Raw genomic sequence first — 25,071 nt, 5'->3', positions numbered from 1 at the left:
CACTTTCCGCATGAATTATAAATCCATTGCTTCGGTTCTCATTCTCGCGTTGGCTCCCCTGCTATCCACCTACGCTACCTGCCCCGATCCATCCTGCGGCACCGACAGTACGATCAGGGTTGGATTCAAGGGGGAGGGTTCCACCAATTACACGGAGAACGACAAGCCGATCACTGTGACCATGTCCGTAGGAGGGAAACCGGCAACTGGAACCAAGCCGATGGGGGTATCCGTGGTGACGGACACACCCTCGGAGCCGTATTTTGAAATGAAGCCTGAGATCGTCTATGGAGGCAGCATTGATTTGATGGTCAGCGGGACCGCAGCCGGTTGCGCTGGAAATCAGGTGAAGGCCACTTTCGCGCCTGAGCATGCTTGTGGCTGGACGCTCCGGATTTCCACCAAGGATCCGATAACTAACAAATGGAGTTCATGGGTGGAATCGGCGGGATGTGTCGGAGGAGCGGCAGTGGCTGAATCGTATGGAACTTTCCGCATGAATTTCCAACTCCAATTGGTGAGAAAGGCTGATGACAATCAGGCACAAGGCAATGACGGCGAGGCGAATGATGGCGGTGGCGGGGCCGGAGCGATTGCCGGCGGTGGCAGCACCCCGCCTTCCATCCCTCCGGATTTCCAAGGAGTTGCCCCCGCACCGTCATCCCAGGTTCCTCAGCAGACCTCTCCGGCAGGATTCCACTTCAGCCTGCCTTTGGGGTCGAACTCCGCTTCGCAGGGATACAACATCGGTTCGCTCGCGCTGGAAGGGCCTATCAGCCCGTTGCTGGTGGACATGGGCAATATGGTTTTCAATAACCCGGGAATGCCCGGTGTCCAGGTTGGCAAGGTGACGGACATCTTGCAGGTTCATTTCTTCGATCCGGTTTTGGTACCCTGTGTGGGAAGCAGTTACGCTTCAGGGCTGTATGACGATCCATCAATCACCCTCTCCGATTCGCAAGAGGTGGAGCATAAGAACCAACTGTTGGCCCAGTCCAATGTCGGCACTCTCGCCGATGTCAGGCCCATCAACGGATCCATCGTCGTTCGGTTTTTCAAGCAAGGAGACTTCGACCCCGGGGTCACAACTCCGGGTGGAGACGTCATTCACGAAATCAAACTCAATGCCGTTCCAACAAAGACTGTCGTATTTAGTCCGGTTTTCGCGGCGGGGGATCATGCGGGAGGAATTCGGGTGACCACCACCGCTCCGAACCAAGTGATTCGCACCACCGACTATTTGAATCTCCTCACTGCAAATTCTTGGAGAGTATCGAAAATCACCGGCACCACCGCCATCGAATCCACGGATTTCATCAGCAATTTTGAATATGATTCTGACGAATCGAGATGGCAACGGACTGATATTGCCACGGTAACACGGGACGGCGTCCTGTATGCCAAGTCCACAAAAACATCGATCTATCAGGTCAAATTCGGGCCGAACGGGGCATTCTCGAGTTACCTGTTTCCGATCGAAGAGGTGGTATATGATACCGCCGGGCATGGTCTCACGACTACTTGGGAGCCGGATCCTGACTTTTTGGGACGCCCGAAATCGGTGATTCGTCCGGATGGTTCGTGGGAGGCATATACTTATTACACAGGGAGCGAGTCGGTCCGAGCGGAACCGTGGAAGGGATTTCTCAAAGAAACCCTGCGTCCTTGGAATGGGAATTCCGCCGTGCCTGCCTCTGCATCTTCGAGCAATTCCGAATCCACCTTGGTGAAGCAATATGAAGCGTTTGTTACCTCGGCGTTTCTCAACGGGGGGTATCAGCCGGCGGAAACCATTATCACCCGTCCTTGCACGGGTTCGAGCAGCCCGGTTCAGTTGAGCCAATCCTTATGGAGTCCGGGAAGCGGCCTTTCCATCATGTTGAACCAGTTGGAGGACGCGGGATTGAACAGCCATTGGAGACCCGACGCCGGTGCGATCCGGCAGGGATCGTCCGGCGTTGGAGGACTTTCTTCCAGCTCCTTCACCTATTTGTGGTCGCCGGACCGGGGGGCTCCCTGGGTTGGCACTTCTTTGGGGCAATTTGACGATGTCGGAAATGGCACGGCGACGGGATACGAGCGGGGTCACTACGTTTCCACCGGACCGGGAACCTACACCTTCACCGCCAACAACCCTCAGTTGCTTGACGTGAACAATCCATGGGGAAATGACATCCGTTCCGTGACCGTCAATCTCATCGGGAATCATGCACCCGCAGATAGCGAGGCGACCCGCGAGGTGGTCATCCGGAATTCCCGGGGAATTCCCTATCTTAAGGAGTTTTCGATCAAGGACGAGCAAGGTTCGATAGAGGGCGAGCATGGAAATTGGACCGTCGTCACCACCACCACCTATACTTATCCTGAATTCTGGCCTGACGGTTCGGTCAAAGAGGTGATCGTTCAACAGGATGGGCGAACCATCGCCCGCTCCAGAGTGGATGCTTCGGGTTACGGATTCCTTGCCACTTCCTGGGACGAGCAGGGCATCCAGACCAGCAACCTGTTTGATGCCATCTCAAGGCCGCGACTTACGACACGGTTCGGCGTGTCCGCGCAGGGCGGGAACGATGCCCAACCCGATATTCTGACTGCTTACACGCCTATTGGAAGGAAAACGACGACGGTTGTTTCCGCCGGTGGGAGTTCCAGAACCTCGGAAATCACCGAAGATCTCGCGGGCCGGACCATCAGCGAACAGAATGACCTCGGAGCCGTGACCATCACCTCCTATCCGCCCAACGGCAACGGCCGTGACACTTCCATCCAACTTCCCGGAGGTTCTCCCGCTGACCCCGGCCGTTACATTGCCCGTAATATCGACGGCCGCGTCGTTTCCATCACCGGCTGGAGCGTTGTCAGTGAATTCTACGTCTATGACATGCTGGCCAACGGCAACATGACTGTCACAAAGTCGCTTGGGGCGGCCGATTCCGAGCGTTACACGGTGACTGAGACGGACAGCGCCGGGAGGACGGTGAAAGTTACCAAGCCCAGCCCCACCGGCACTGGCGAGGTGACCACCTCGTATGGTTACAGTTCAACCGGCATTGGCTCGATCACTCAACCCACCGGCGGGGGTAGCTCGACCCTGCTCATTGAAAGGCCGTTCACGGGTTCCCTCACCACCTATACCGGTTATAATCTGGAAGGGAGCGGACTCGACCCATACGGGACGGTTCAGGTTTCCGATAGAGTTTCCGAATCTTCAAACTACTATGTCGTCGAAGGGGGCGAAGGCTGGGCGGTATCTGTCAGAAAAAACTATGATGTGAACGGAGCGGGATCCGAGACGGACGGCATCACCCGCATCACCAAGCGTCGTCTCAAGGCCAATCTCAACGGGACCGCCTCGCAAACCATTTCCATCGCTCCCGGCGGGCTGACGCTTACCACCACGACCGTCATTGACCAAGGCAGCAAGTCGGTTGTCGCCACCGAAGTCAGCAACGCTTCGACCACGAATGCGGTGTCTGTCAACGTCATTGGCCTGGTCGTCAGCCAGTCCGCCCATAACGGCGTGAAGCCAACCCGTTGGAAATATAACGGTTTGGGGCAGCCTGTCCGCGAAACCTCGCCGCGCGGTGCGGTCAGCCAGAAGGGATACAACGCGAACGGATTGCTTTGGACCACCACCGACCACGCCAACAAGACCACCAACTATTCCTATTACGCTTCCAACACCAGATCGGCCGGAAGACTATTCACCGTCACCAATCCATCCGTTGTGGCTACCGATCCGACGGGGACAACCACCACTTACGCCTATTCGGACCTCGGCAAGGTGGCGGAAGTGGCCGGAACCGCTGCCTATAAAGTCAGTTACCATTACGATGCTTACGGCGCGATGGATACAATGACCACCTATGGAGCCGGTTCCGCCAGCCAGACCACCGAGTGGGTTTATCAACCTGGCTCCGGGCTTTTGTCGTCGAAGAAGGATGCCGCGCAGAAGCACGTGGACTACGAATACTACGCCTCCGGAAAGCTGGCGAAGCGCACTTGGGCGCGAGGGGGTTCCGCGACCTACAGCTACACGAACTATGGTGATCTTACGGGCATTGACTACTCCGACACCGACACGCCCGATGTTCTGTTGGAGGACCTGGACCGTCTCGGCCGCCCCACCACCATCAAACAGGCGGGGGTGGTGGTGGAAAAACTGACCTACAACGCCAAAAAGGGAACTCTGAAGGAGCGTTACAACGCCTCCACCCATCCGCTGCTTCCCGATGTCGGAGTGAGTTACGATCCCTCGGACTCCGCCGGACGGTCCGTTGGCGTCAAGGAGACATCCGGACCCGCTCCTACAGCGACAACGATCCGTACCGTGGGGTACACGTATGACCCGGCATCCGGCAATCTGCAAACCATCACCGACGACACCACGCAAAACCACGTTTATACCTACTATCCAAACTCCTCGCTGATTTCCACCATCAACAGTCGCAGTGGGACTTCCTCCTGGTTTCAGGAAACGCGCTACTACGACATCCCCGGCCGCCTGACCGGCATCCGTTCCGACCGCATGGCAAGCCCTGTGGTTCCGATATCCTCGTACTCCTACGGATACGATGCCCTTAACCGCCGCACGAAAAATACCTTTCAGGACGGTTCGTTTGCGGAATACGCCTACAGAGAACCAGGAGAAACCATTGACCGTTCAGAAATCCGGCACGTCACGCGGAAAAATGCTGCGGGTGCATCCATCCCGCAGCTCGACACCAGCTACACCTACGATGGCACCGGCAACCGCCTGACCAGCAATTCTGCGGTTCTGGGGAATCATACTTATACACCGAACTCCCTGAACCAATACGCCAGCATCACCACCGCAGGTAGCCGTACGGCAATCGGACGTGCCCCACTCGATCCTTATAAAGTCGTTGTTAATGGGGGGGAGGCCAGCCGCAACGGGGAAATCTATTGGCGCGATATCACCGCCACCAATACCACCAATCCGGTCTGGAAATCGATCGTCACCAAGCATGATACCGACCAACTCGATCCAGCGGCGAACTTTTTCTGGTATGCCAAGACCCCGACCGTTCCCGTCTACGACGCCGACGGGAACTTGACCGACGACGGACGTTGGAAATATAGTTGGGACGCAGAGAACCGCCTGATCCAGATGGAAACCACAAACGCCGCGACGACGAACGCCGGCCATCCCTACACCAAGCTCAAGTTTGTGTATGACTGGCAGGGTCGGCGGATCGGGCGCACGGTGTGGAAGGGAAGCAATACCGATCCCTTCAGCAACCACCGCTGGCTCTATGACGGTTGGAACGTGATTGCCGAGTTTTCAGGAACCACGACATCTACCAGCAACGTTTATGCGGAAACCGGAGGGACGCCCCAGCGGCTCAACACCTTCACCTGGGGCATTGATCTTTCCGGCACGTTTCGAGGAACGGGCGGCGTAGGCGGACTGCTGGTGCAGACAGATGTGACCGCGGCAAACTTGCTAGGAACCCAGCGCGCTTCCTATGATGGCGACGGCAATATCGTCGCCTGGACCAAGAGCAACGCGACAGCGCCTACCTCACGCCGAGAATACGATGCCTTCGGCAACACGCTGGTAAGCGAGGGGACAGTCCCGTGTAGCTTCGGATTTTCCACGAAAATGCAGGACTTGGAGACAGGGTTGTATTACTATGGATATCGGTATTATGATCCGACTCAAGGGCGGTGGTCATCAAGGGATCCCCTCGGCGAGTCAGATGGATGCAATATCAATGCGTTCGTGCGCAACGCGCCTTGCAATGCAGTGGATATTCTCGGGCTTTCCTCAATTTATGGGCTTTCTCCAGCGATGGCGATGGAATTGGGGGTGACGCAAGAACAAGTTTTTGTCACAGCATTGGCGATTGGAAGTGTGCTTGACGTTCCCCGTCCAGTCTCCGCTCCACCGGAGATAGAGCCAATCCCCGAGCCGGAGCCGGAGATAAAACCAGAGACAAAACCAGAGCCGAAACCCGTCCCTCCTCTAAATCCGCCGGATCGCCCGAAAAAAGAGGAGTGTAATGGTTGCAAATCCTGCAAGCCGCCTGAGCGCGATTACGTTTATCAGATTGCCAAGGGTGTGGACCGGAGCAACGGGCGTCACGCGCCTAACGTGAATAATCCCAATGGTATAGATCAGGTGAAGTATTGGTTAATGACTCAAGTGCCTTTCTCTGAGACTAACCCAAAAGCATGCCAATGCTACCTCAGGTTCTCTCATTCGGATGACAATACATTGGTGCCGATGCCGGGTCCTCATTATCATCCTGGTGCCGCTGGTCCCGACGTGCCTCCGCCTGCTTTCGAGGGACCATCTCTCGGCGGTGGGAAAATTATACCTTGAAAATTATGATTTACCCATCAGGAAGCAAAGTTAAAGTTGGAGATCTAGTCTGGTGGGATGAACGATCAGCAATCGGCCACGTCGTCTTATTGTGCGAAACAGTAGGAGAAATAGCTGAATACGGGATGGGTGAAGCGGGAATCTGGATATGCTACGACGGATCGGCATCCGAAGATGGTTTGATTGTCGCCTACCCCGAACGTGCTTTTGTCGATGAAGGGGTGGATAAAATCAATTCCCAAGATTCACAGCAGATTTGCATGGTCATTTCAGCCGCAAAAGTGATCGTGAATCGACCTCCTGAGAATTCCAGTTTTGGGGTGTTCTGGGGGCGTCGCGGAGAAGATGGTTTTGGATGGAAAGTTGTTTGTTTTCACGAAAAGAAGTTTTACGCGTCCGTTTTTGTCAATCCAGAGACTTTGCATGGCAGGCTTCTTGCTAGGGATGAGATAGGAATTGATGTTTGGATTTAGGGAAACAGGGACATCATGAACAATATAGAATTTTGTCAGGACTTAATTAGGCTGCCCAGTAATGGTAGCTCCCCTTGGGATCTGCATGTCTCCTACGAGTTCAAAATCGATCCATATCACCTATGGACCCTTTTGATGATTCGCCCGAGGTGAGTTGCCAATGAGCACGACGAAAGTTTCAGAATCATACCATTTTTCCAAGTCGTCCATTAACAGCTCTGAACAGCTCTGGCCTATCAGGCTTTTTACCTTTTCTCCTCCTGTCAAGCTCCTCAACCGGCGGTGGCTTGAATACTAAATTTAATGAGGCCGGTTCTCATGCCTTCACATTTTGATTTGGTTGTTTCCTCTTTACGGTGCATCCAACGCCAACGATTCAATTTCCCGATACTGAGCTCACTATTGAACGGGGCTGCCCTTGGATTTTTATATTTAGTGCGATATCCCGCGATCCCTTTTGAGAATATTTCACCTCTGTTATTTATGAACCTGCGCCTGTTGCTCATCTCACTATTCCTCATTCAAAACGCGTTCGCAGATTGGAAACCTGTCGAAGGGAAAATGCTGACGCCATGGGGAATCAAGCTGGATCCGTCCGCCGTATGGGCGGATTACCCGCGGCCTCAATTAAAGCGCAGAATTTGGACGAACTTAAATGGGATGTGGAGCTATTTGATTGCGCCGCAGGGTGAGGATGAGGCGGTGTTGAAGCAGATGATAGCGGGGGAAATGAAAGGGGAACTCGCGACAGGAGTGTCGCAGTTCCTTAATAAGATCCTGGTGCCGTTCTGTCCGGAATCCTCGCTATCCGGCGTCGGCAAGCTAGTTGACCCGGATCAGTCGCTGTGGTATCGGCGCGAACTGCCTGCGAAGCTGGTGGCTGGAGAACGGACCCTGCTGCATTTCGAGGCGGTGGATTACGAAACCACGGTCTGGGTGAACGGCAGGGATATAGGCAAACACGTCGGCGGTCATACACCATTTGCCTTCGATATCACCTCCGCGCTCAAGGATGACGGAAATGAGGTTGTGGTCCGAGTTCATGACGCAACGGAAGGCTGGCAACTCCGAGGCAAGCAGGCGCTCAAACCGAAGGGCATCACCTATACCCGCGTGACCGGAATCTGGCAGACCGTCTGGCTGGAACAAGTGCCGGAGCGGAGGATTGATGATCTGGATTTTGAGACACTGATGGAAGATGCGACGGCACGGTCGTTGCGCCTCACTGCCAAGCTGGCTGGTGCGCCGGTGAAAGGCGAGAGCTTGCGGGTATCGGTGTCCTTTGAGGGCAAGGAGGTGGCGACAACCAAGGGCGGAGAGAAACTTTCCATCCCGATCCCGGAACCGCGGCTGTGGACACCGGAAACTCCATCGCTTTATGATCTGAAGGTGGAACTGCTGGATGGCAGCGGAAAAATCCTCGATAGCGTGCAGTCTTACACCGCTCTGCGAACGATTGGGAAAATCCGCGATATGAGCGGCAATCTGCGGATTGCCCTCAACGGGAAGGAAATTTTCCTGCTTGGTCCGCTCGACCAAGGCTGGTGGCCGGACGGCCTGCTCACTCCGCCATCCGATGAGGCCATGGTGTCCGATCTTAAATTCCTCAAAGCCGCCGGATTCAACTTGGTCCGCAAGCACGTGAAGGTAGAGAACGCCCGCTATTACTATCAGTGCGATCGCCTCGGCCTCGCCGTCTGGCAAGATCAGGTCAGCGCGGGAATGTGGGAAAAGGATCCACCCCAAGGTGCCAGTCCTCCATGGTCCCGCCTCGCTCCCAACCCGAAGGATGCCACTTGGCCGGAAGCCGCCAAGCAACAATGGATCATCGAATACAAGGCGATGGTCGATCAGCTCCGCGACCACCCGAGCGTCATAGTCTGGTGCCCCTTCAACGAATCCTGGGGCCAGCATGACAGCATGGAAATCGGCAAAATGGCCAAGGACTACGATCCCACACGCCTCGTCTGCATTGCCTCTGGTGGAAACTTCTGGCCGGTGGGCGACATCGCATCCCAGCACCACTACCCCGATCCCGAATTCCCGCTAGATGACAAGCGCTTTAAGGACTTCATCAAAGTCTGTGGGGAAATGGGTGGCCACGGATTTACCGTACCTGACCATCTATGGGATCCCGGCACTTTCAAATGGGGCTACGGCGGCGTGCTCGAATCCCTCGACGACTTGAAGTATCACTATAAGCGCACCATGAGCCTGCTTGGTCCGTTGCGCGAATTCGGCCTTTCCGCAGCGGTATACACCCAGACCAGCGATGTCGAGAACGAGGTCAACGGCCTGTTGACTTACGACCGCATCCCCAAGGTTGAGGCAGCCTGGCTAAAGGAGATCAATGACGTCGCACGCCTAGGGCCACATCATGACGACAGCTTGGCGAAGAAGCGAATCGCTGGTCCCAAGCCTCAATAAATCTCGCCGTTTAAAAATGCTCGGCGGTTCGCGTTGGCCAAGCCGTCGTAATATTCCCGGGTTTCTCCCTTATGATGACGTGTCACCGGTAGATGCTAAAAGTTTTCTTCAACGGGGGCGCGGAGATCTAGAAATTTTGGGTGCTGCTACTATTTTTGCGCCAGTGCCGATCATCGTCCTCGGGCACCATGCCGCCGCGGCGCGGGAAGCGCCGGGCTGGTCATTCCCACTCTACCTTCGCCTTGGGCTTTTCTTGGCGGCCGGTTTGGGTTTCGCCGCGCCTAGGGTTTTGGGATAAAGTTTCGCAATCATTTCCATATCCATTTTCGAAATTGTGGTGTTTTCGTTGGTCGGCCCCTTGTGGTCGGAGAAGAGAACCGCATCGAAGGAGTAAAGCATGATGGATTTCATGTCGAAGCGGGATGCGATGATTCCTTTCTCCGGATACTTCGCGAGGACGTTGGATTTGATATCTTCCGGATCCCAATAGTTCGGTGGGCCTTGGAAGTATTCATAGACATTTTTCGTATTCCATTTCCGCTCAAACTCCGGTGACTGGTGTTCGTGGACGCAACCCAGCGCATGGCCGAATTCGTGCAGCACGACTCCGGAGATGGTATCGGCATCCGTATCGTCCCGGACCCAGCCGAAGTTCATCGTCGGCTGGTGGAGCGGGAAATAATCGTGATTCAGCGAGTCGGTGCCGACGGCGGACCACGAACCATCATCCGCGTAGAATGAGATCCGGACGTCGGCGGTCCCGGAGGGGACAAACTCGATTTTGACGTTCGCATATTTTTCCCAGAGCTTGGCGTATTTCTCCACGGACTTTTTCATCTTCGCGGAACCGTCGAGAAAGCGACAAGTCAGGGTGTGGCCCGCCCCCCAGGTCTTGGAGCGGATGAGCGCCATGCGCCGGCCTTCGGCAACCGCCTCGGGATCCAGCGTCAGGCCGTCGTCATTGTCCATGGCGTGCAACATCGCGCGGCGGACCATTTTTCCCCGGTCCAGGGAATCGGGCAGGATGCGTTCGAAGCAGATGCGGGCTTTTGCCGCGGCGGTTTTTTCAGGTGCGATTTTCTTTTTCATAACTTGGGACGGTGATTGGTTGATGGGAAAACATGTCTCTTACCCGCCTGTCTCCTCTTGATGATAGAGAGCGAAGAGTTTTTCGATCGAGTCGAACTGCGCCTGGATCACAGGCATGTTCTCCATGCCGCGTTCCATCTGGGATCTCATGCGCGGGGTGAGCTGCATCTTTCCAGTGATATGTTCGACACTCCGCTCCGAGTTGAAGTAGCCCACAGTGTGCTTCGGGAAGTTGCGATCCGAGGAGGATTGGCCGTGCTTGAGGTGGGGAAAGAGGTCGTGCAGCAGGGAAATCGCCGCATAGTTGGCGATCGCCTGTTTAAGAAGAATTCCTTCCAGCGGGGGTTCCAGCGCCCATGTGGAAAGGATCGAAACGGACCTGGCCGTGGTGAAATACAGGGCAGTGGTCTCCTTGTCGCGGAGGGGAAGGCCCGTCACGCAAAACAGATGGTCGGAACCGATCGACTTCCTGATGCGGTCCAGACCTCCGACGATTTTTTCCGCCTGCAGGTAAGCGACGCTGCCGGTATTGTTCCGGGCTGATGGAGTCCAGAGATAGCGCGGGGCGCTGAACCGCTCGAACTGGAAGGCGAAGGAATCCTGGGCGGCGTTCAATTCGGCCAGAGTCGCGGCGAGGTTCTCCCGATAGGCCAGCGAATTTTCGGCATCCCAAACCGAGACGATTTTGCGGCAGGTCGGACGCGACTCGGTTGAACGTGTCTTCGCGATTCCGGGCCCGGACTTCTGCATCGCCGCCTTTTTAACGGCATGACTCGCGCCCGTGGGCAGCGGTGCGGCTCCCTCAGCAGGCTCATCACGGACCGGTGCCGGTGGCAAGGGAGGCGGCATGAACGTGGCGGGCATGAAGTTCGGATTCAGCTTGCAAAGCCGCGCATCCGGCTGGCTGGCAAAGAGCACCGGCACTCCCCAGTCCATGGGCTCCACGCCCTTGTATTGGATGGCAATGCGGGCCTCCCTCATCGCGTCTCCCAGATTCAGGCCATGCGCGAGGCAGGCGTAGAAGTGGAGGGAGAAGAGACTCGCGGAACGGTCGATGACACTGTATTGGTTCGCGACGACGGCGGGAATTCCGTCCCGAGCCAATGCCATGGCCACACCGCGATTGTAGGACGAGCCATTGCCACGGCCGGTCTCGCAGGCATTGAGGAAGATCACCCGGATATCGCGGCTCCGCACGATGTTGAGGAAGCTGGCGGAGGAGATCCGTTGCGAACGCCGGTCCTCCGACTCGAAGATGAGATATCCCGTGTCATCCCGCGTGTCGAACTCGCCATGGCCGATGAAGTGAAGCACATCGAAGCGGGAAAGCTCGGGGGTCCGCAGCTTGATGTGCAGCAGTTCCGCGGTGACGCCGGTCAAGACTTCCACTTCGGCAAGTTGGGAGTCGATCAACGGGCGAAAGGATTCGTAAATCGCCTTGCGCTCGTCATCGACCGAGAGGCTTCCCAATCCCGCCGGCTGTGCGGCGACGACGAGAATACGCAGCTTGTCCCGGTCCGGCTCGATCCGGTTCGCGGGGGTAGAGGTGAGCACGTTGCGGATGAAGCGGACGTCCGCGCAGGACAGGAATGCATCCACGGAACTGTCGAAGGCGATCTCCCAAGGCAAGTCGGCGACCCATGGGATCATGGAAGTGAAAACGATATTCAGCCGCCGTCTCGCATGCTGGTAGCGGGCGATGTTGTAAAGAATGCGCACCTCGCCGGGAAACAGTGTCCGGAAGAGTTCATCGCCAAAGGCTTCCAGGAATGCCTGAGTGGGGATTTCTATGCGGCTTTTGTCAGGCATCACATAGGAGACGGCTTTGCCGTTGGCATAACCGACCATGAATTGCTGCATGTCGATGATCTTGCTCCACCGGATCCCGGCATTTTCCTTGCTGCCGCGGATGCGGAAGGGGGCCGCAACACGCGCGCTACCGTAGCTCACGAGCAACACCGGCACCGGTTCATTGTCGCCTTCGTGCTCGATTTCCTTCTCTTCCCCGCCAGAGACGACGGTCAGATAGAGGCAATCCTCCTTGTTCCAATGGCTGACATCTTCGAGCATGAATCCTTGGAGCGGCGGTTGCGCCGGTGGTTGAAGCGCGGATGGAAGATGTGCCTGTGGTGGCCCCTCCCCACCCCTCGTCAGTCGCAGCGAGCGATCCGGGAGAACAGCAGAAGGATAGATCGTCTCAAGACCGGATGGCTTGCCGCCGAGAGTGGCCAGCAGGTAGTCCACCGTGGCACCTTGCGAGAAGTAATTACAATGATGGACAAGGGTGTCCGATGGGATATTCCCACCCGCGCCGAAGCAGGCAATGCGGTTTCCCGCGATCGTGTCGGTATTGGAATCGGAAATTTTCCAGGAACCCTCGCTGGGGACGACAAGATCGTTTGCCCCGCCAAAGAATCCATCGATCCCCATGTCTCCCAAGCGTGCCCACCAGTCCCGCTGTGGATGAAAATTCGAAATGATGGCGTGGTATTCCGAACCTTGCGGCTGCCCGGGAGGTTCCTTGATCTCAGTGATGAAATCGCCGACGGGGTCCATCGCCACCAGGCCGGAGCAATTCCCCAGCACATTTCCAGCGAACCACTGCAGAGCCTCCGCAAGCCATGCGCCTGCGGTGGTGAATGGATTGTCCGGCAGCATCTCCAGCACGTTTGCCCAGAATGAAAGCTTGCTGTCCCAATGTGTGGGAGAAGCGAGCGGGGTGCCGAGCATCGGGCTGGCCACCATCACCACGCGTCCGACCTTCAGCCGTCTCCGCTTCGGATGGGCGAGGCCCGAGCCTTCCATCAAATCCCGGACAACCAGTCCTCCGCGCGAGTGCGAGATGATATCGATCTCCATGTCAGTATCCGGCAGGGAATCCAGCAGATCCTTGACGTTGTCTTCCGGAGTGGCGCTAAACGTGAAATGATTGAAGCCGAATAAATTGTCCCCGTAGAGAGACCGCGCCGCATCAAAAAACGAAGTTTGCGCGAGATCCCGGAAGCCGCCGTGACATGATGAAAAAGTGCCATGGATGAAAAGCAATCCACGCTGACCCGCTGCTATTGCGGGCTTGATCGGTTTCATGCCATCCGTCTTGGCGGCAAACAACGCGGGCGTCACACGCACCCACCCGAGCGTACGGTTCTTCCACAGGCGTTTCTCCAGGCGGCTTGCCAGAAACGGCACCGCCCACTCGGCCGCGTGGTCCACCAGTGCGCCGGCAATCTTGTCGACCACCTTGACCAGAACAACGTGCACGATCTTCGAGAAGACCCCGCGACGTTGGGAATCCGACGCGACCGGCAGAGATATGTCAAAGATGACCTGGTTGGCCCCGGCACTGCCGCGCCTTCCCGTGCTCGCGGCAGGACGATGAAATGAAAGCGCGCCGGATTCCTGCCGGACGGTGAGAAATACGGCCGCTTCCGCCGACACCCGGGCTGTTAGTTGCAGTTGGGAGGTCGTGCCGCCGCCGCCTGCTCCACGCCGGCCGGTTGTGGACCTGAGCTCGCCCTGGTCCAGCATTTCGAATTCATCGCCTTTCAGGAATTCCGGCAGGCCATGCGCGGCGGGTCCGCCTCCACGCGATTGAAGGGCCACGGCACCGCCCGGGACAGTTCCTGTGCGGGTAAATATCCAGCCGCCATCGACCGCATCGAGAATCAGGCCTTTTTCCCCCGCTGCCTTGGGCAGCACGGTTTTCGCAGGCACCTTCTTGTTAACCGGTGTTTTCCGGGTGAGCTTCACGGCTGCTTTTTCAGCCGCTTTTTCAACCGTTTTTTTCGCCACCTTTCCGGCGGGTTTCTTTTTCGCGGGCATGATGTGAGCAATGGGTGATGGTTTTGGTTGTTCCTGTTAGCCGGGACAGGGAGCGTCCGCGGCGCAACGGGGATTTCCCCACCGTGCGCCGCGGTTCCCTTCAAACACAATCAGGCGGAAATCGTGTGGAAACTATGACTCGATCAAGATGTAAGGGATGGTTTGCTTATCCCACTTGGCACCGTAGTAGCGTTTGGCCAGATCCATCGCCATGGCGATGAACCCGTCCCACTGATCCGGATGAAGTGTCTGGCAGCCTTCGCTGGAGGTGCCATTGTAGCTGCCCTTGTGGATGTTGATGCCGAACATCCCCGTTTCCTCATAGGAAGTGCCATCCTTGGCATCGCGCTGAACCGTCACCTTGCCATTCCGCTGGCAGATCGCCCGGTAGGGGCCGAAGACCTTGCTGCCATGGAAATCCAGCTTGTGGGCGTAGTAGCAGATGCCGGACTTGAGCTTGGCGATACCCTTGTTCGTACCGAAGCCACTGCCGGGACGGAATTTTGAAGGATCGGTATTGCCGTTGAAAGAGGCGAAGGTGACATCGCTGTCGATGAAGATCGCGTCGTCGTAGATTCCGCGGTCATTCACCCCGGGCTTGCCCATCGTGTCCTTGTAATAACCGCGGATGCCGACGACGACGAGTGGATAGGTCGCGCGGTCGATCTTGAACTCTTCGAGCTTCTTCGCAAGGCCCGCGCGGTCCAGTTGGGGCTTGGACTTGGGCACCGCGGCAGCCCGAGCCACGATCACGGCAGCCGGCGGCATTTTTGAAATCTCGTCCGTCGTCCATGCGAAAAAGGTCCGCACGTTATCGCGATACTGCCGGGCGGAGGCCCCGGCCCCGTTGTAGGCGCGGACGGCTTCCCACAATTCGCCGGTTGCCTTGAACTTTTGCTTCAGCTCTCCCATGCACTTGCCGAGGCAGGCCTCGAAGTCATACCATTTCCGTTCCCGGAAAAACGATTCATCCTCCAAGACGGACTGGAGATCATATTGGAACAGGCTGTAGCCCTTGTAGACCCAATCCTTCGGGCCGAAATTGCGGAGCGCGCGCGTTTTGTTGGCCTCCCCGATCAACAGGTTGGTGAAATCCGCGCCGTATTTCGCCCGGAAGGCAGCGGTGTTCTTCGGGAAAGCGGAACGCGAGGTGCCCGGGAAATCGCCGCTGGCATCCAGCACGCAGCGGGCAAGGATGAGGTCCGCGAGTTCAGGTGACTTGTCCTTGAACTCCGCCGTCTTCTCCAGCTTGTCCAGAAGCGGCAGCCAGAAATAGGCCGTTTCCTGGCAAACGATCGCGCACAAGAGTTCGGGACTGAAGGACGTTCCGGCGCAGGCCTTCCGCAGCTTCGGGCCGTAGTGATCCATCATCCAGCGGGTCACCCTCCGTGCCTGCTTCTGGTCGATGGGAAGTTCCGCACCGCCGGATGCCCGGGCTACCTTCGCCGCGGCTTTTTTGGCTGCGACTTTCTTAGGTGCGGGACGCCACGGGATCTCACCCGCCCTGATGGCTGCGGAGAGGGCCGCGCCCTTGAGCAGGGATTTTACCGAGGCCTTGGTGGCGGATTTCTCGGACGAGATAGATTTCGTTGACGCCTTCTTCGCGGGCTTGGCTTTCTTGGCGACCTTCTTCGTGGCCACCACCTTTTTGGCGGATTTCTTTGCGGATTTCTTTGCAGGCATGACGGTGACTCGGGGGTTGATTTTTATCAAGTGGCGGGGAGGGGATGGTCGATCGATCCAAGTGGGGGAGCTGTTCAGGCAATCCTCCGAGGCCGAACTAACAGACGGGGGTTTTTCCACGCCTAACACGATAGGTTCAAGCGCTTTATTTCCGGCATATCCAGCCTTTTCTTTGGCATGGCAACAGAATTGTCGTGAGCTTGTGCGCTGCCGCTTGTTCAAATCGGCAATGATTCCCAACTTCGTGGCAACGATCCGCAACTCCGGATAGGCAACCGCAAAAGATTCCTAACTTTATATTGAACCTTGCCGCCCGCGGACTTGTCTCATAGCCTGTGTTAGCTCGGGAACATTCGAATCCGTCTGACGTGCCTTTGACATCCTTCCTGATGATCCATCCGGCTCGTGCCATGGAAAACCCGGTCTTTTACCCTCCCCTATCGCCATGATCTCCGAATTCCTGGATAGAAAATACGTGCTGGACGAAACGAAGAGCCAGCGTGACTACCTGATTGTCTTGCAGCGGGCAATCCTGGCAAAGGATCCGAAGGCGCTCGCCGCCATCAAGCGCGAAGGGATCACCCTGAAACAAGTCGGGCAGGTCATTGCCGCGCTGGATCACGCGTTGAAAAGCGCGGAGAAGGATGACAAGCATCCACAGGGCAGCGCTTATATCCCTTCCGATCCCATCACCTGCGGCTTGCAGGCGGGCATGACCGAGATCGCGGTGGAGAAAAACCTGGTTGAGAAAGCCGCTCCCGCAACGGGAGCCGGCGGAACGCGGGGAGGCCCGGTGGCCAAGATGGCTTTTGGCAAGAAAGGGGCAACGGGGAAAAAGAAGGCCAAGGACACCTCGGCCACTCTCAAGCTGGTGCCCCGGAAAAAACGGCGAAGTGCCCCTCCGAGCGCGGCTCTGGGCATGGCAAAGCCCTTCGTCGAGGGTGAGGATCCGCTTTATGCGCTGGATGGATTCAAGGCGAAGTTTGGAGGACTTTTTTCGGAGCGCCGCAAATTCAACGACAATCCCGCCAAGACCGCGAAATCCAGCAAGCCCCTCACGCTCTTTCTCTTCGGCGACTGGGGTACCGGCCTGCCGCTCGCGAAGGAGGTGACCAACCGTATCGCGGAACAACTCCGGGCGATGGACGGCTCCCGCCAGCCGCATGTCATCCACTTGGGCGACGTTTACTATGTTGGCGAGCCCGGGGAATACGCCAGCAGGATGCTTCCCCAATGGCCGGTCACCGGGGATCTCCTCAAGTCGGTCGGCTGTTGGAGCCTCAATGGAAACCATGACATGTATTCCGGCGGCGGCGGCTACTTCGACACGCTGCTCCGCGACAAGGTCATGTTGCGTTGGCATGGTGACGCCGACAAACAACCCTCCAGCTTTTTCCTCATCGAGGATGACAACTGGCAGGTCTTCGGGCTTGATACATCTTGGAACCTGCCCTCCCTTTCCGACGCCTTGTTCGGCGGCCCCACCCTGAAGGACTACGGCGGGCAGAATGGAATCCTCACGAAATCCCAGGTGACCTGGATGGCCAGGGAGCGCAAACGGGCGCCCGGAAAAGGTTGCATCCTTCTCACCCATCACCAGCCGTGTTCTTCCCGCACCACGGAAGACCAGCACGCCGACGAGGCTGTGAAACTGTTGAAAGCCGCAGGGGTATACAAAGGGATCGATGCCTGGTTCTGGGGTCACGAGCACCGTGGCGTGGTCTTCAAGCCCAAGACGGAACGCAAGACCGCCCGACTCAAGGATGCGCCGGACTTTTGCGTATGCCTCGGCCACGGTGGAGTTCCGGTCACCCAAAAGAACTTCGAAGCGGACAAGACGATCAAGGACGTTCTCTGGCAGGAAGACCGCCTTGATGAAACGGCTCCGATGTATGAAGGCGTCCGCGTCGTCCCTTTCGGCTTCGGCCGCATCGATGCCAGTCCGGGTGAATTCCGCTTCCAGGTTTTTGACCACGCCGGTGGCAAACCGCGCTTCGATTGTGTGGTTTCCCGCACAAACCCGCTGATTGTTACGGTCCCAAGCCCCCACGGGGTGCCTGGGATCAAGATGGCCGCAGCGAAAAGGGCGACCAAGGCCGCGAAAAAGGCACCGGCCCGAAAAGCCGCAAAGAAGACCGCCAAACCCGTCGCGAAAAAGGCCACGAAGAAGATCGCAAAGAAAAACCGACGTTAGGCATGATCCCACAACGGACCTGCTTCAGGCCGGGTCCAGGTGCGCATTTCCACCGCCATCGTCCCCGCCCGGCGAGCGTCGTGAACCATTCGATTTCCTCATGAATCTGCCCGTCCTAACCCTCCAGACGATTTACTTCGATGACTCCGACCAAGAAGAAGCCCGGCGTCTGGGCATGGATCTCTACGAACGGTTGACGCGGCCTGTTCGCGACCCTCTTGCATATGGGCCGGGTATCCCTGTTTTAGTCGCGGTAAGCCACACGAAGGTAAATCCCAAGCTGGCGGAAACCAACGTGCTCATTCCGGTGCTTGGCAAGGACACGTTCAACCTAATGAAGGAGGAGGTCCTTGCCAAACTGAAGGAATGGAGCAATCCGGGCACCTTGGTGTTGCCTGTTCCCATTTCCCCGAACTGGCGCGCCGTGGAGAGCAAATTGCCGGGCCAGCAGTTGCTAACCATGCTGTATGGCAAGGGGGATCCGAGGCGGCGGACTCTGGACGAACTGATTCTAGGCACCGCGCGCATCTGGGAAAAGGACGAGAATAGGATCCGCCTGTTTATTTCCCATGCGAAAGCCGATCTGGAATCAACCAATGAAGCCGCCCGCCGCATCCACGATTATGTGGTGACGGATGGTTCCGCGAATGCCTTCTTTGACACGAACGACCTGCATCCTGGGGAATCGCTGGAGAGCCAGGTGGAGGAAGCCGTGAGCCACGGGGTATTCATTGCGGTGCGCGGGGATGCATTCAGCTCCCGCGTTTGGTGCCAAAAGGAATTGCTGCACGCGAAGATGAACGAGCTCCCGACACTGAGCGTGGAAGTCCTGCGGCGCGGCGAAATCCGGAGTTCACCTTATGGCGGGAATGGCCCGAGCCTGGTGTGGGATGGGAATCCCGCGCCCGTTGTTTCCATGGCACTCGTCGAGTGGCTGCGCGCCCAATATTTCCGGAAGGAAGCCGACCGGGTGAAAGAGGCGGCCGGCCTGCCAGAGGATGTGGTGACCATGGCGCGTCCGCCGGAGCTGCTGGATTTCGCCCAAGGACCACTTCTGGGTGAACAGTCGCGGCTGGTTTTGCATCCCGACCCGGAGCTGTCCGCCATCGAACGAAGGGTTCTAAAATCCGCCCGTCCGCGGTTGCACCTTGCGACTCCATCCACCGCCTTTCGCCGACTTCTCAACCGCCGTGAGGGAGCGGCGGATGTCTCCTCGCCGCTCGAAGGCATGCAGGTCGCCATGTCCCTTTCAAAAAGCCCGGATTCGGATGGTCCACTGGGTTATACTTCATTTCATGCAGAGGACGCCACGGTCCAAGTCGCCCGGACACTCATTTCCTGCGGAGCGGCCATCGCATACGGTGGGGACTTCCGGCCGGATGGTTATACTCCCCTGCTGGCGCAATTGATTCAGACCTACAACCAGACCGCCAGCGCGGAGGCGCAACATCTGCACAGCTATCTTGTGGCCACCATCCCCCCGGGAGACGCGCCCGAGAACACCCCACTCATCATCCACTCGCTGCTGAAATCCCCGGACATGGTGAAAATGGCGCTGCTGCCAAAACCTCCGGCCACTCCCGCCATACCGGCCGCGCTCTACCTGTCGGATATGCGGCGGGTGATGGCGAAGCAGGTCCAGGCCTGTTTCCAGCTTGGCGGAAAAACCGAGCCCCGCACGGTGGCTAACGAGGAAGGCTATAGTGGACGTTATCCCGGGCTGGTGGAGGAGGCGTGGCATTCCCTGCAGGAGAAAAATCCCCTCTATGTCGCCGGGGGCTTCGGCGGTGCGGCAGCCCTGGTCGCGGATCTGCTGCTAGGGAAAAAAACTCCAGCTGCCTTGCAGGACAAGACATGGATGAAAGACCGCGTCTTCAAGAAAGCCGCGGGTGCCATCGATCGCCACCCGATGCGGCGGAAGCTCGGCTTGCCGCGGAAGATGGAGGATCTCGCCAATGAGGTCACACGGCTGTCCCGCCCGTTTCTCAAGAGCGATACCACGTCCAGGAATTGGAACGGACTCTCCGTGGCGGAGAACAAGCAGCTCTTTTCGACCAAGGATCCAGTGACGATCGCTGCCTTGGTCTCGAAGGGCCTCTTGTTTGTCGCCCGTAAGAAGGTTGCCGGGAAAATGCAGATCGAGTTGATCCAGGACAGCATCACCTCTGCGGACAAACTGGATGCGGTTGCGATCGGAACCTTGGAAGGAGTGCCCTTGCGGGGCGCCGGCGCCGCGCTCGACGAGGTGACCGGAGGAACCGCGACCTGGGCTCATTCCAGGAGCAGGTCGCTGGTCAGCCTGCGAGAGTCAAGAATCGATGCGGACTGGCTCTATCTTGCCTCATTGGGAAAACTGGAGGATGCGAAATCCGTGCTGCAGGGAGTGACCCGTGCCGCAGCGGATACCGCCGAGCAGGCCCGCCAGCATGGTTTCCAACGGTTGGGCATTGTCAGCTTCGGCGGCAACGTGCTGCCGGAAACGGGGGCTGTCGCTTCGGCAATGGTGAAGGGTATGCGCAATCTGCCCGACGGTGCTGTCGTGCTGTGGTATGAGAACGATCCGGACCGTTATGAACAACTGGCGAAAGTCCTTGGCAAGAATCCGAAGGTCAAGCTCACCACACGGCGTTCCACCATCGCCCTGGATGACGCTCCCGGAACTCCCGCGCCTTTGTACCTGACCGTGGAGCTGGAAGGCGAGCGCTTGAAGACCACCTTCCTTCCACCTTCTTCCTCTGCGGTGGTATCGAGTATCGGCAACGACCTGCCCCAGACGGATCTCGAACGGCTGTCGGCGGGAAGCGCCCAATCCCGCCGGGCTACGCCCACACTGGCCGCGCTCGATTCACGGGGAGCCTCCCTGGCCAAAAGCGTCTTTGGCGAAAATGCGGCGGCGATCTTTTCAACATTCTCCGATTCCCGGTTGGTGATTGTCCATGACGCGGCATCCGCGCGGATTCCCTTCGAGATGTTGCTGGCGAAGACGGAACCCAAATCGGAGGAGGGGTCCATGAGGCCTGCCCTGCGCGGTGGGATCACCCGCCTCCTTTCCGTATCCGGCCTGGCATTCGAGCGCCAATTCGCCAAGCCAGCGAAAAAAGGCAAATTGAAGGTGCTTTTGGTCTTGTCGAATTCCAAGAACGATCTGCCTGGTGCCGAGGACGAGGCGAACGCCGTGAAAGCAATCTTGAGCCATTATAAGGACAAGCTGGATCTGATTCTTTTATGGAACAAAGACGCCACGGTGAAAAAAGTCGCGGCGGCGCTCGCGGAAGCGGACGTCCTGCATTATTGCGGCCATGCGTTCTTCGATGGCCCGGACAAAGACCAGAGCGGCCTGATCCTCGCCGACAATATCTTCACCGGGGTGGACCTTGCGAACGTTGACCCATTGCCCCGCATGGCCTTTGTCAATGCGTGCGAAGGTGGCAGGGTGCGGGGTAAGAACATGACGAAAACAGGTGCCGCGGCCACCGCCTTTGCTGAACTGTTTCTCCACAGCGGGATCGATGCCTACCTCGGAACATTCTGGGAAGTCGGCGATGTGGCCGCGAAATCCTTCGCCTGTTCGGTCTATACCGAACTCGCTGCGGGACTGACTCTCGAACTGGCCGTCCTCGCCAGTAGAAAGAAATTGTTTGATGCCAAGGAACCCGACTGGGCCAACTACATGCTCTTCGGAGGTTCTAACTTCCGTCTCGTCACGAATCGCTGAAATTTTTTCCACCTGAAATCGGGATATCGCACTGCAAAATCCCCTCGATCAAAAAGCACCGGCATTTATTAGGGTTGATTAGGTCTATTTACTCCCACTAGGTCGAAGCTATTTCCAAGCAATTCACCGGTAACAACCCGATTGGGGATTACGCCGCATGGCTTGTCGTGAAAGCACTCGGCCTGACGCGTGCCCCCCAATTCAAATCAAGGCTTCGACGCCACCGACAGCTTAAGACCTCGCTATGAAATCAAGGTAAGGCGAATAACCACGCGTAAACGAAAGGATAGAAATCCGCAGGGAAATGATTAAAACCGAGCCGTTTTGAAAGAGAAGATATTTCCGCCGCCGACTGCACCACCGATCAGCTAAAATACAAGGAAGAGGCGAAGCACGCGAGATTTTAGGATTTCGCAGGATGAATCGCTCGGCGTTCTCCGCCGTGCGGATTCATCCTGCGAACGCGGGATGTTGGTGAAGCCTTTTTTTACGTCCATCATCTTTGTGGAAGGCATGATGTTAGGTGTTTTTTGGTTGTTGGTAACGACCAGGGCTTTGCGCTTCGACCGAAGAAGGCTGCTCGAAACCGCCCTAACCGAATTCCGGAACTGCGTGGAGCTGCACACACAGTGCGGAAGCGGGCAGTGAGCGCAGCGGAGGGAACCTGTCCTTGACGGAAGCGGGCGGTGGCATTCCTACGCTCTTCGCACGTGCTGGCTGTGAATGGGGAGGGGGCGCGGGACCCGAGACACCAACGGAATAAAGTCCCCGGTGCCTTCGTAGCTCCGGGGGCGGCAACTGGGGTTGTTGATTCTGTTCGGAAGTTTCCTTCGAGAAAAGAAACGGCGGCACGCGGGCCTCCAACGAGAGGTCGTCCTGCGACCAATGAAAGCCCGCGCCAAACATCCGTGCCTTGTCCCAGGATCCGGCGAATCCGATGCGTTGGTAGCCGCGTTCGCGGATCTTATCGAAGGCAAGCATCGTGTTGGTGGCTTGTGCGCTGGTAACGAAGTGAAAAGGGGGGATTGCTCTCGGAATCCGCAGCGCACCACTGAGAATTTGTCCCACGCAAACGAATCCCAGTTCACACGGGACTCTCCGGGCGGCAATGGTCCGATGATGATTCCGCGGATGTTGCGGGTGAGAAAGATGCGCTCCAGTCGCTTGAGTGGCTGCTTCGCGTTTACGGAAAATTCTTCCGGGCGGTATCCGAATTTCTCCGCAGCCATGGTGCTCCGCGCCAGCAATCCTCGAAGGAGGGTTTGGCGTGTAGTTCCGCCGGATCCGGATGGTGTTGATGAAGGCGAGCGCGGCCTGCTCGCCAGCACTGGCGCGACTCCGCCCGGACGAAAAGCAACGGATTCGCCCCAAGGCGTTTTCGACCACGTCATGATCGAGCGGAAGCCGTCTGCTCCGCCCGCTGCCCCTGTCGCGCTCGCTGCGACCGCGCTCGGCGGCCGCGTGGTGCGCTTGGAGTGGAAAAATGCCTCCGGCACTTCTCAATCCGGCGTGAAGATCGAGGCCTCGCTCGACGGCGCGCCTTTCTACGAGATCGCCGATCTCGCTGCCAACGCCTCCCGTTTCGAAAACACCGGCATCGAGCGCCCCGCCGCCCTCCGTTACCGCATCCGCGCCTACAACACCGGAGGCTACTCGGCCTACTCGAACGTCGCTCCGAGCGCGCCCGCGCCGCAGGCCAAATGACCCGCTTTTAGATCGCTCGCACGATGCAGACGGATTTCCTTGGCTCACGGAGTCATCGGGTAGTAGGGGTGGGACGTGTTTAAATCGCACTGTCGGCTGCTCTTCGTGATGGTTTCATTTGCCGGGGAGGCATTCCCAGCGGCGGCGGATCCATTGCCGGTGGAGGTGAACACGATCCCCGTTACGGCAGATTATATTTCGCGCATCTGGGGCGTGGAGGAGGGATTACCCAGCAACCGGGTGACGAGCCTGACGCAGACACCCGATGGTTATCTCTGGGTGGGGACGTTGGGTGGGTTGGCCCGGTTCGACGGCGTGAGGTTCACGACATTTCACAGTGAGGTCACTCCGGGACTGGAATCGGACCGCGTGAAGGCGGTGTTCACCGCCCGTGATGGTAAACTGTGGGTGGGTATGGAGGGTGGAGCGGTGGCGCGGAGGGTGAACGGTCGATTCCAAATGATCACGCCGGCCACGGAGCGGGCGGGACCCGCAATCTCGATTGCCCAGGACGCCTCAGGAGCGGTCTGGTTTGGATATGAGACGCCGACCAAGGTAGTCCGCTGGCTGGCTGGTCGGCTCACCACCTACACCGCGCAGGATGGGATCCACGGGAATTCCCATCAGAATGAAGTATGTTCTACGGCCCACGGAACGATCTGGCATGCCAACACGGCCGGCTGCGGGCGTTTTGACGGGAAGCGTTTTCAATCGATCGATCCAGCGGGCGGCGGGTCCGTGCATCTGGCACGAACCGGGGGAGGAGGAATGTGGGCGACACGTGGCACTCGGCTCGTGCGTTACCATCCTGATGGCTCACAGGAAACCGTGGCGGATTTGGGTGCACTTTCCGTGCATGTGATGATGGAGGATTCGTCGGGGACTCTTTGGTTGGGGACGAATGATGCCGGATTGATCCGCTTCCGGAACGGGGTTTTGGCAAAGGTGCCGGTGGAGGGGGGCGCGGTGTCGTCCCTCTTTGAGGATCGGGAGGGCGACATCTGGGTGGGGACACAGTCCGCAGGGGTGAGCCGTCTGCATGCGCGTCGGTTCCACCTGCGGCAAACCAAGGATGGGTTACGCGATGACGACACCTCTTCCGTATGCGTGGACAATGAGGGGAGGCTCTGGCTGGCCGGGCGCAGCTCCATGCTCGTGCGTGCGACCGACGGGACCAATCGCACGTTTACCGTTCCGAGCGGCTGGCCTGACTGGCCGAGGGGCATCATGACAGTCCATTCCGATCCGACCGGCGGAGTGTGGGTAGGCACCGGGCTCGGCCTCTTGCACTTGAGTGAAGGGACGTTCCGCCGTGAATCCTTGCGTGATCGCGTCACTGCGTTGCTGGTGGACCGGAATGAAAATCTATGGGCTGCGACTATCAACGGTCCGCTCGTCCGTCACCAGGCCGGGCAGGACCTCCGTATGCCTGAGACAGGCGGGTTGACACATGTGCTTTCCCTGGCCGAAGATCCCGCCGGTCGGATCTGGGCGGGAACGGAAGACGGTTTGGTTTTCCAGAAATCAGGCGAGCAATTCGTCCCGGTGCCGTTACCGGAGGCTCAGCATCGAGGGGGCATTCAGTTCATCGTTCCAGATGGCCCGGACACGGTTT

General features: G+C 57.8%; 10 protein-coding genes. 7 read left to right on the top strand and 3 right to left on the bottom strand.

Annotated features, from left to right (window positions below; genetic code table 11):
• Positions 1–10: 10 nt before the first annotated feature.
• The 3 genes from ABIQ96_RS04240 to ABIQ96_RS04230 all read left to right on the top strand — a co-directional run bounded on the left by ABIQ96_RS04240 (position 11) and on the right by ABIQ96_RS04230 (position 9,249).
• Entirely contained in the window at positions 11–6,349 is a 6,339-nt protein-coding gene (locus ABIQ96_RS04240) for an RHS repeat-associated core domain-containing protein (protein WP_348213307.1), read from the top strand.
• Positions 6,346–6,822, top strand: a complete 477-nt coding sequence (locus ABIQ96_RS04235) for a hypothetical protein (RefSeq protein ID WP_348213306.1) — start codon at positions 6,346–6,348, stop codon at positions 6,820–6,822. Before ABIQ96_RS04240 ends, ABIQ96_RS04235 begins: the two co-directional genes overlap by 4 nt.
• A 483-nt stretch (positions 6,823–7,305) precedes the next feature.
• On the top strand, positions 7,306–9,249 hold the full coding sequence (locus tag ABIQ96_RS04230) for a glycoside hydrolase family 2 TIM barrel-domain containing protein (RefSeq protein WP_348213305.1): 1,944 nt from the start codon (positions 7,306–7,308) through the stop codon (positions 9,247–9,249).
• A 231-nt stretch (positions 9,250–9,480) separates the two neighbouring features.
• Here ABIQ96_RS04230 and ABIQ96_RS04225 read toward each other — a convergent pair whose 3' ends face one another.
• The 3 genes from ABIQ96_RS04225 to ABIQ96_RS04215 form a co-directional block, all read right to left on the bottom strand.
• Positions 9,481–10,338 carry a matrixin family metalloprotease gene (locus ABIQ96_RS04225; RefSeq protein WP_348213304.1) on the bottom strand — a complete coding sequence of 286 codons (858 nt, stop codon included), beginning with the start codon at positions 10,336–10,338 and terminating at the stop codon, positions 9,481–9,483.
• Between the two features lie 39 nt (positions 10,339–10,377).
• Complete coding sequence (locus ABIQ96_RS04220; RefSeq protein WP_348213303.1) at positions 10,378–14,160, bottom strand: CHAT domain-containing protein; 3,783 nt, start codon at positions 14,158–14,160, stop codon at positions 10,378–10,380.
• A 132-nt stretch (positions 14,161–14,292) separates the two neighbouring features.
• Positions 14,293–15,843: a hypothetical protein gene (locus tag ABIQ96_RS04215; protein ID WP_348213302.1), complete on the bottom strand. Its 1,551-nt coding sequence runs from the start codon at positions 15,841–15,843 to the stop codon at positions 14,293–14,295.
• Between the two features lie 445 nt (positions 15,844–16,288).
• On the opposite strand from ABIQ96_RS04215, the gene ABIQ96_RS04210 reads away from it, so the two are divergent.
• The 4 genes from ABIQ96_RS04210 to ABIQ96_RS04195 all read left to right on the top strand — a co-directional run.
• A complete protein-coding gene (locus ABIQ96_RS04210) occupies positions 16,289–18,037 on the top strand; it encodes a metallophosphoesterase (RefSeq protein ID WP_348213301.1) in 1,749 nt (582 codons plus the stop codon).
• 100 nt (positions 18,038–18,137) lie between these two features.
• Positions 18,138–21,752, top strand: coding sequence for a CHAT domain-containing protein (locus ABIQ96_RS04205; protein ID WP_348213300.1), 3,615 nt, complete (start codon positions 18,138–18,140; stop codon positions 21,750–21,752).
• A gap of 1,227 nt (positions 21,753–22,979) precedes the next feature.
• Positions 22,980–23,456: a hypothetical protein gene (locus ABIQ96_RS04200; protein ID WP_348213299.1), complete on the top strand. Its 477-nt coding sequence runs from the start codon at positions 22,980–22,982 to the stop codon at positions 23,454–23,456.
• 108 nt (positions 23,457–23,564) lie between these two features.
• Positions 23,565–25,071 (top strand): two-component regulator propeller domain-containing protein (locus ABIQ96_RS04195; protein ID WP_348213298.1); only part of this gene is annotated, 1,507 nt, incomplete at its 3' end.

It is taken from the genome of Luteolibacter sp. (assembly GCF_039920825.1).
Lineage (GTDB): Bacteria > Verrucomicrobiota > Verrucomicrobiia > Verrucomicrobiales > Akkermansiaceae > Luteolibacter.
This window is presented reverse-complemented; position numbering and strand designations above follow the sequence as displayed.

What these genes read in the sequence shown, in the direction of transcription:
- ABIQ96_RS04215 (WP_348213302.1), bottom strand. Translation starts at nt 15,843, where the DNA reads ATGCCTGCAAAGAAATCCGCAAAGAAATCCGCCAAAAAGGTGGTGGCC.
- ABIQ96_RS04230 (WP_348213305.1), top strand. Translation starts at nt 7,306, where the DNA reads ATGAACCTGCGCCTGTTGCTCATCTCACTATTCCTCATTCAAAACGCG.
- ABIQ96_RS04205 (WP_348213300.1), top strand. Translation starts at nt 18,138, where the DNA reads ATGAATCTGCCCGTCCTAACCCTCCAGACGATTTACTTCGATGACTCC.
- ABIQ96_RS04225 (WP_348213304.1), bottom strand. Translation starts at nt 10,338, where the DNA reads ATGAAAAAGAAAATCGCACCTGAAAAAACCGCCGCGGCAAAAGCCCGC.
- ABIQ96_RS04200 (WP_348213299.1), top strand. Translation starts at nt 22,980, where the DNA reads ATGGTGCTCCGCGCCAGCAATCCTCGAAGGAGGGTTTGGCGTGTAGTT.
- ABIQ96_RS04210 (WP_348213301.1), top strand. Translation starts at nt 16,289, where the DNA reads ATGATCTCCGAATTCCTGGATAGAAAATACGTGCTGGACGAAACGAAG.
- ABIQ96_RS04220 (WP_348213303.1), bottom strand. Translation starts at nt 14,160, where the DNA reads ATGCCCGCGAAAAAGAAACCCGCCGGAAAGGTGGCGAAAAAAACGGTT.
- ABIQ96_RS04240 (WP_348213307.1), top strand. Translation starts at nt 11, where the DNA reads ATGAATTATAAATCCATTGCTTCGGTTCTCATTCTCGCGTTGGCTCCC.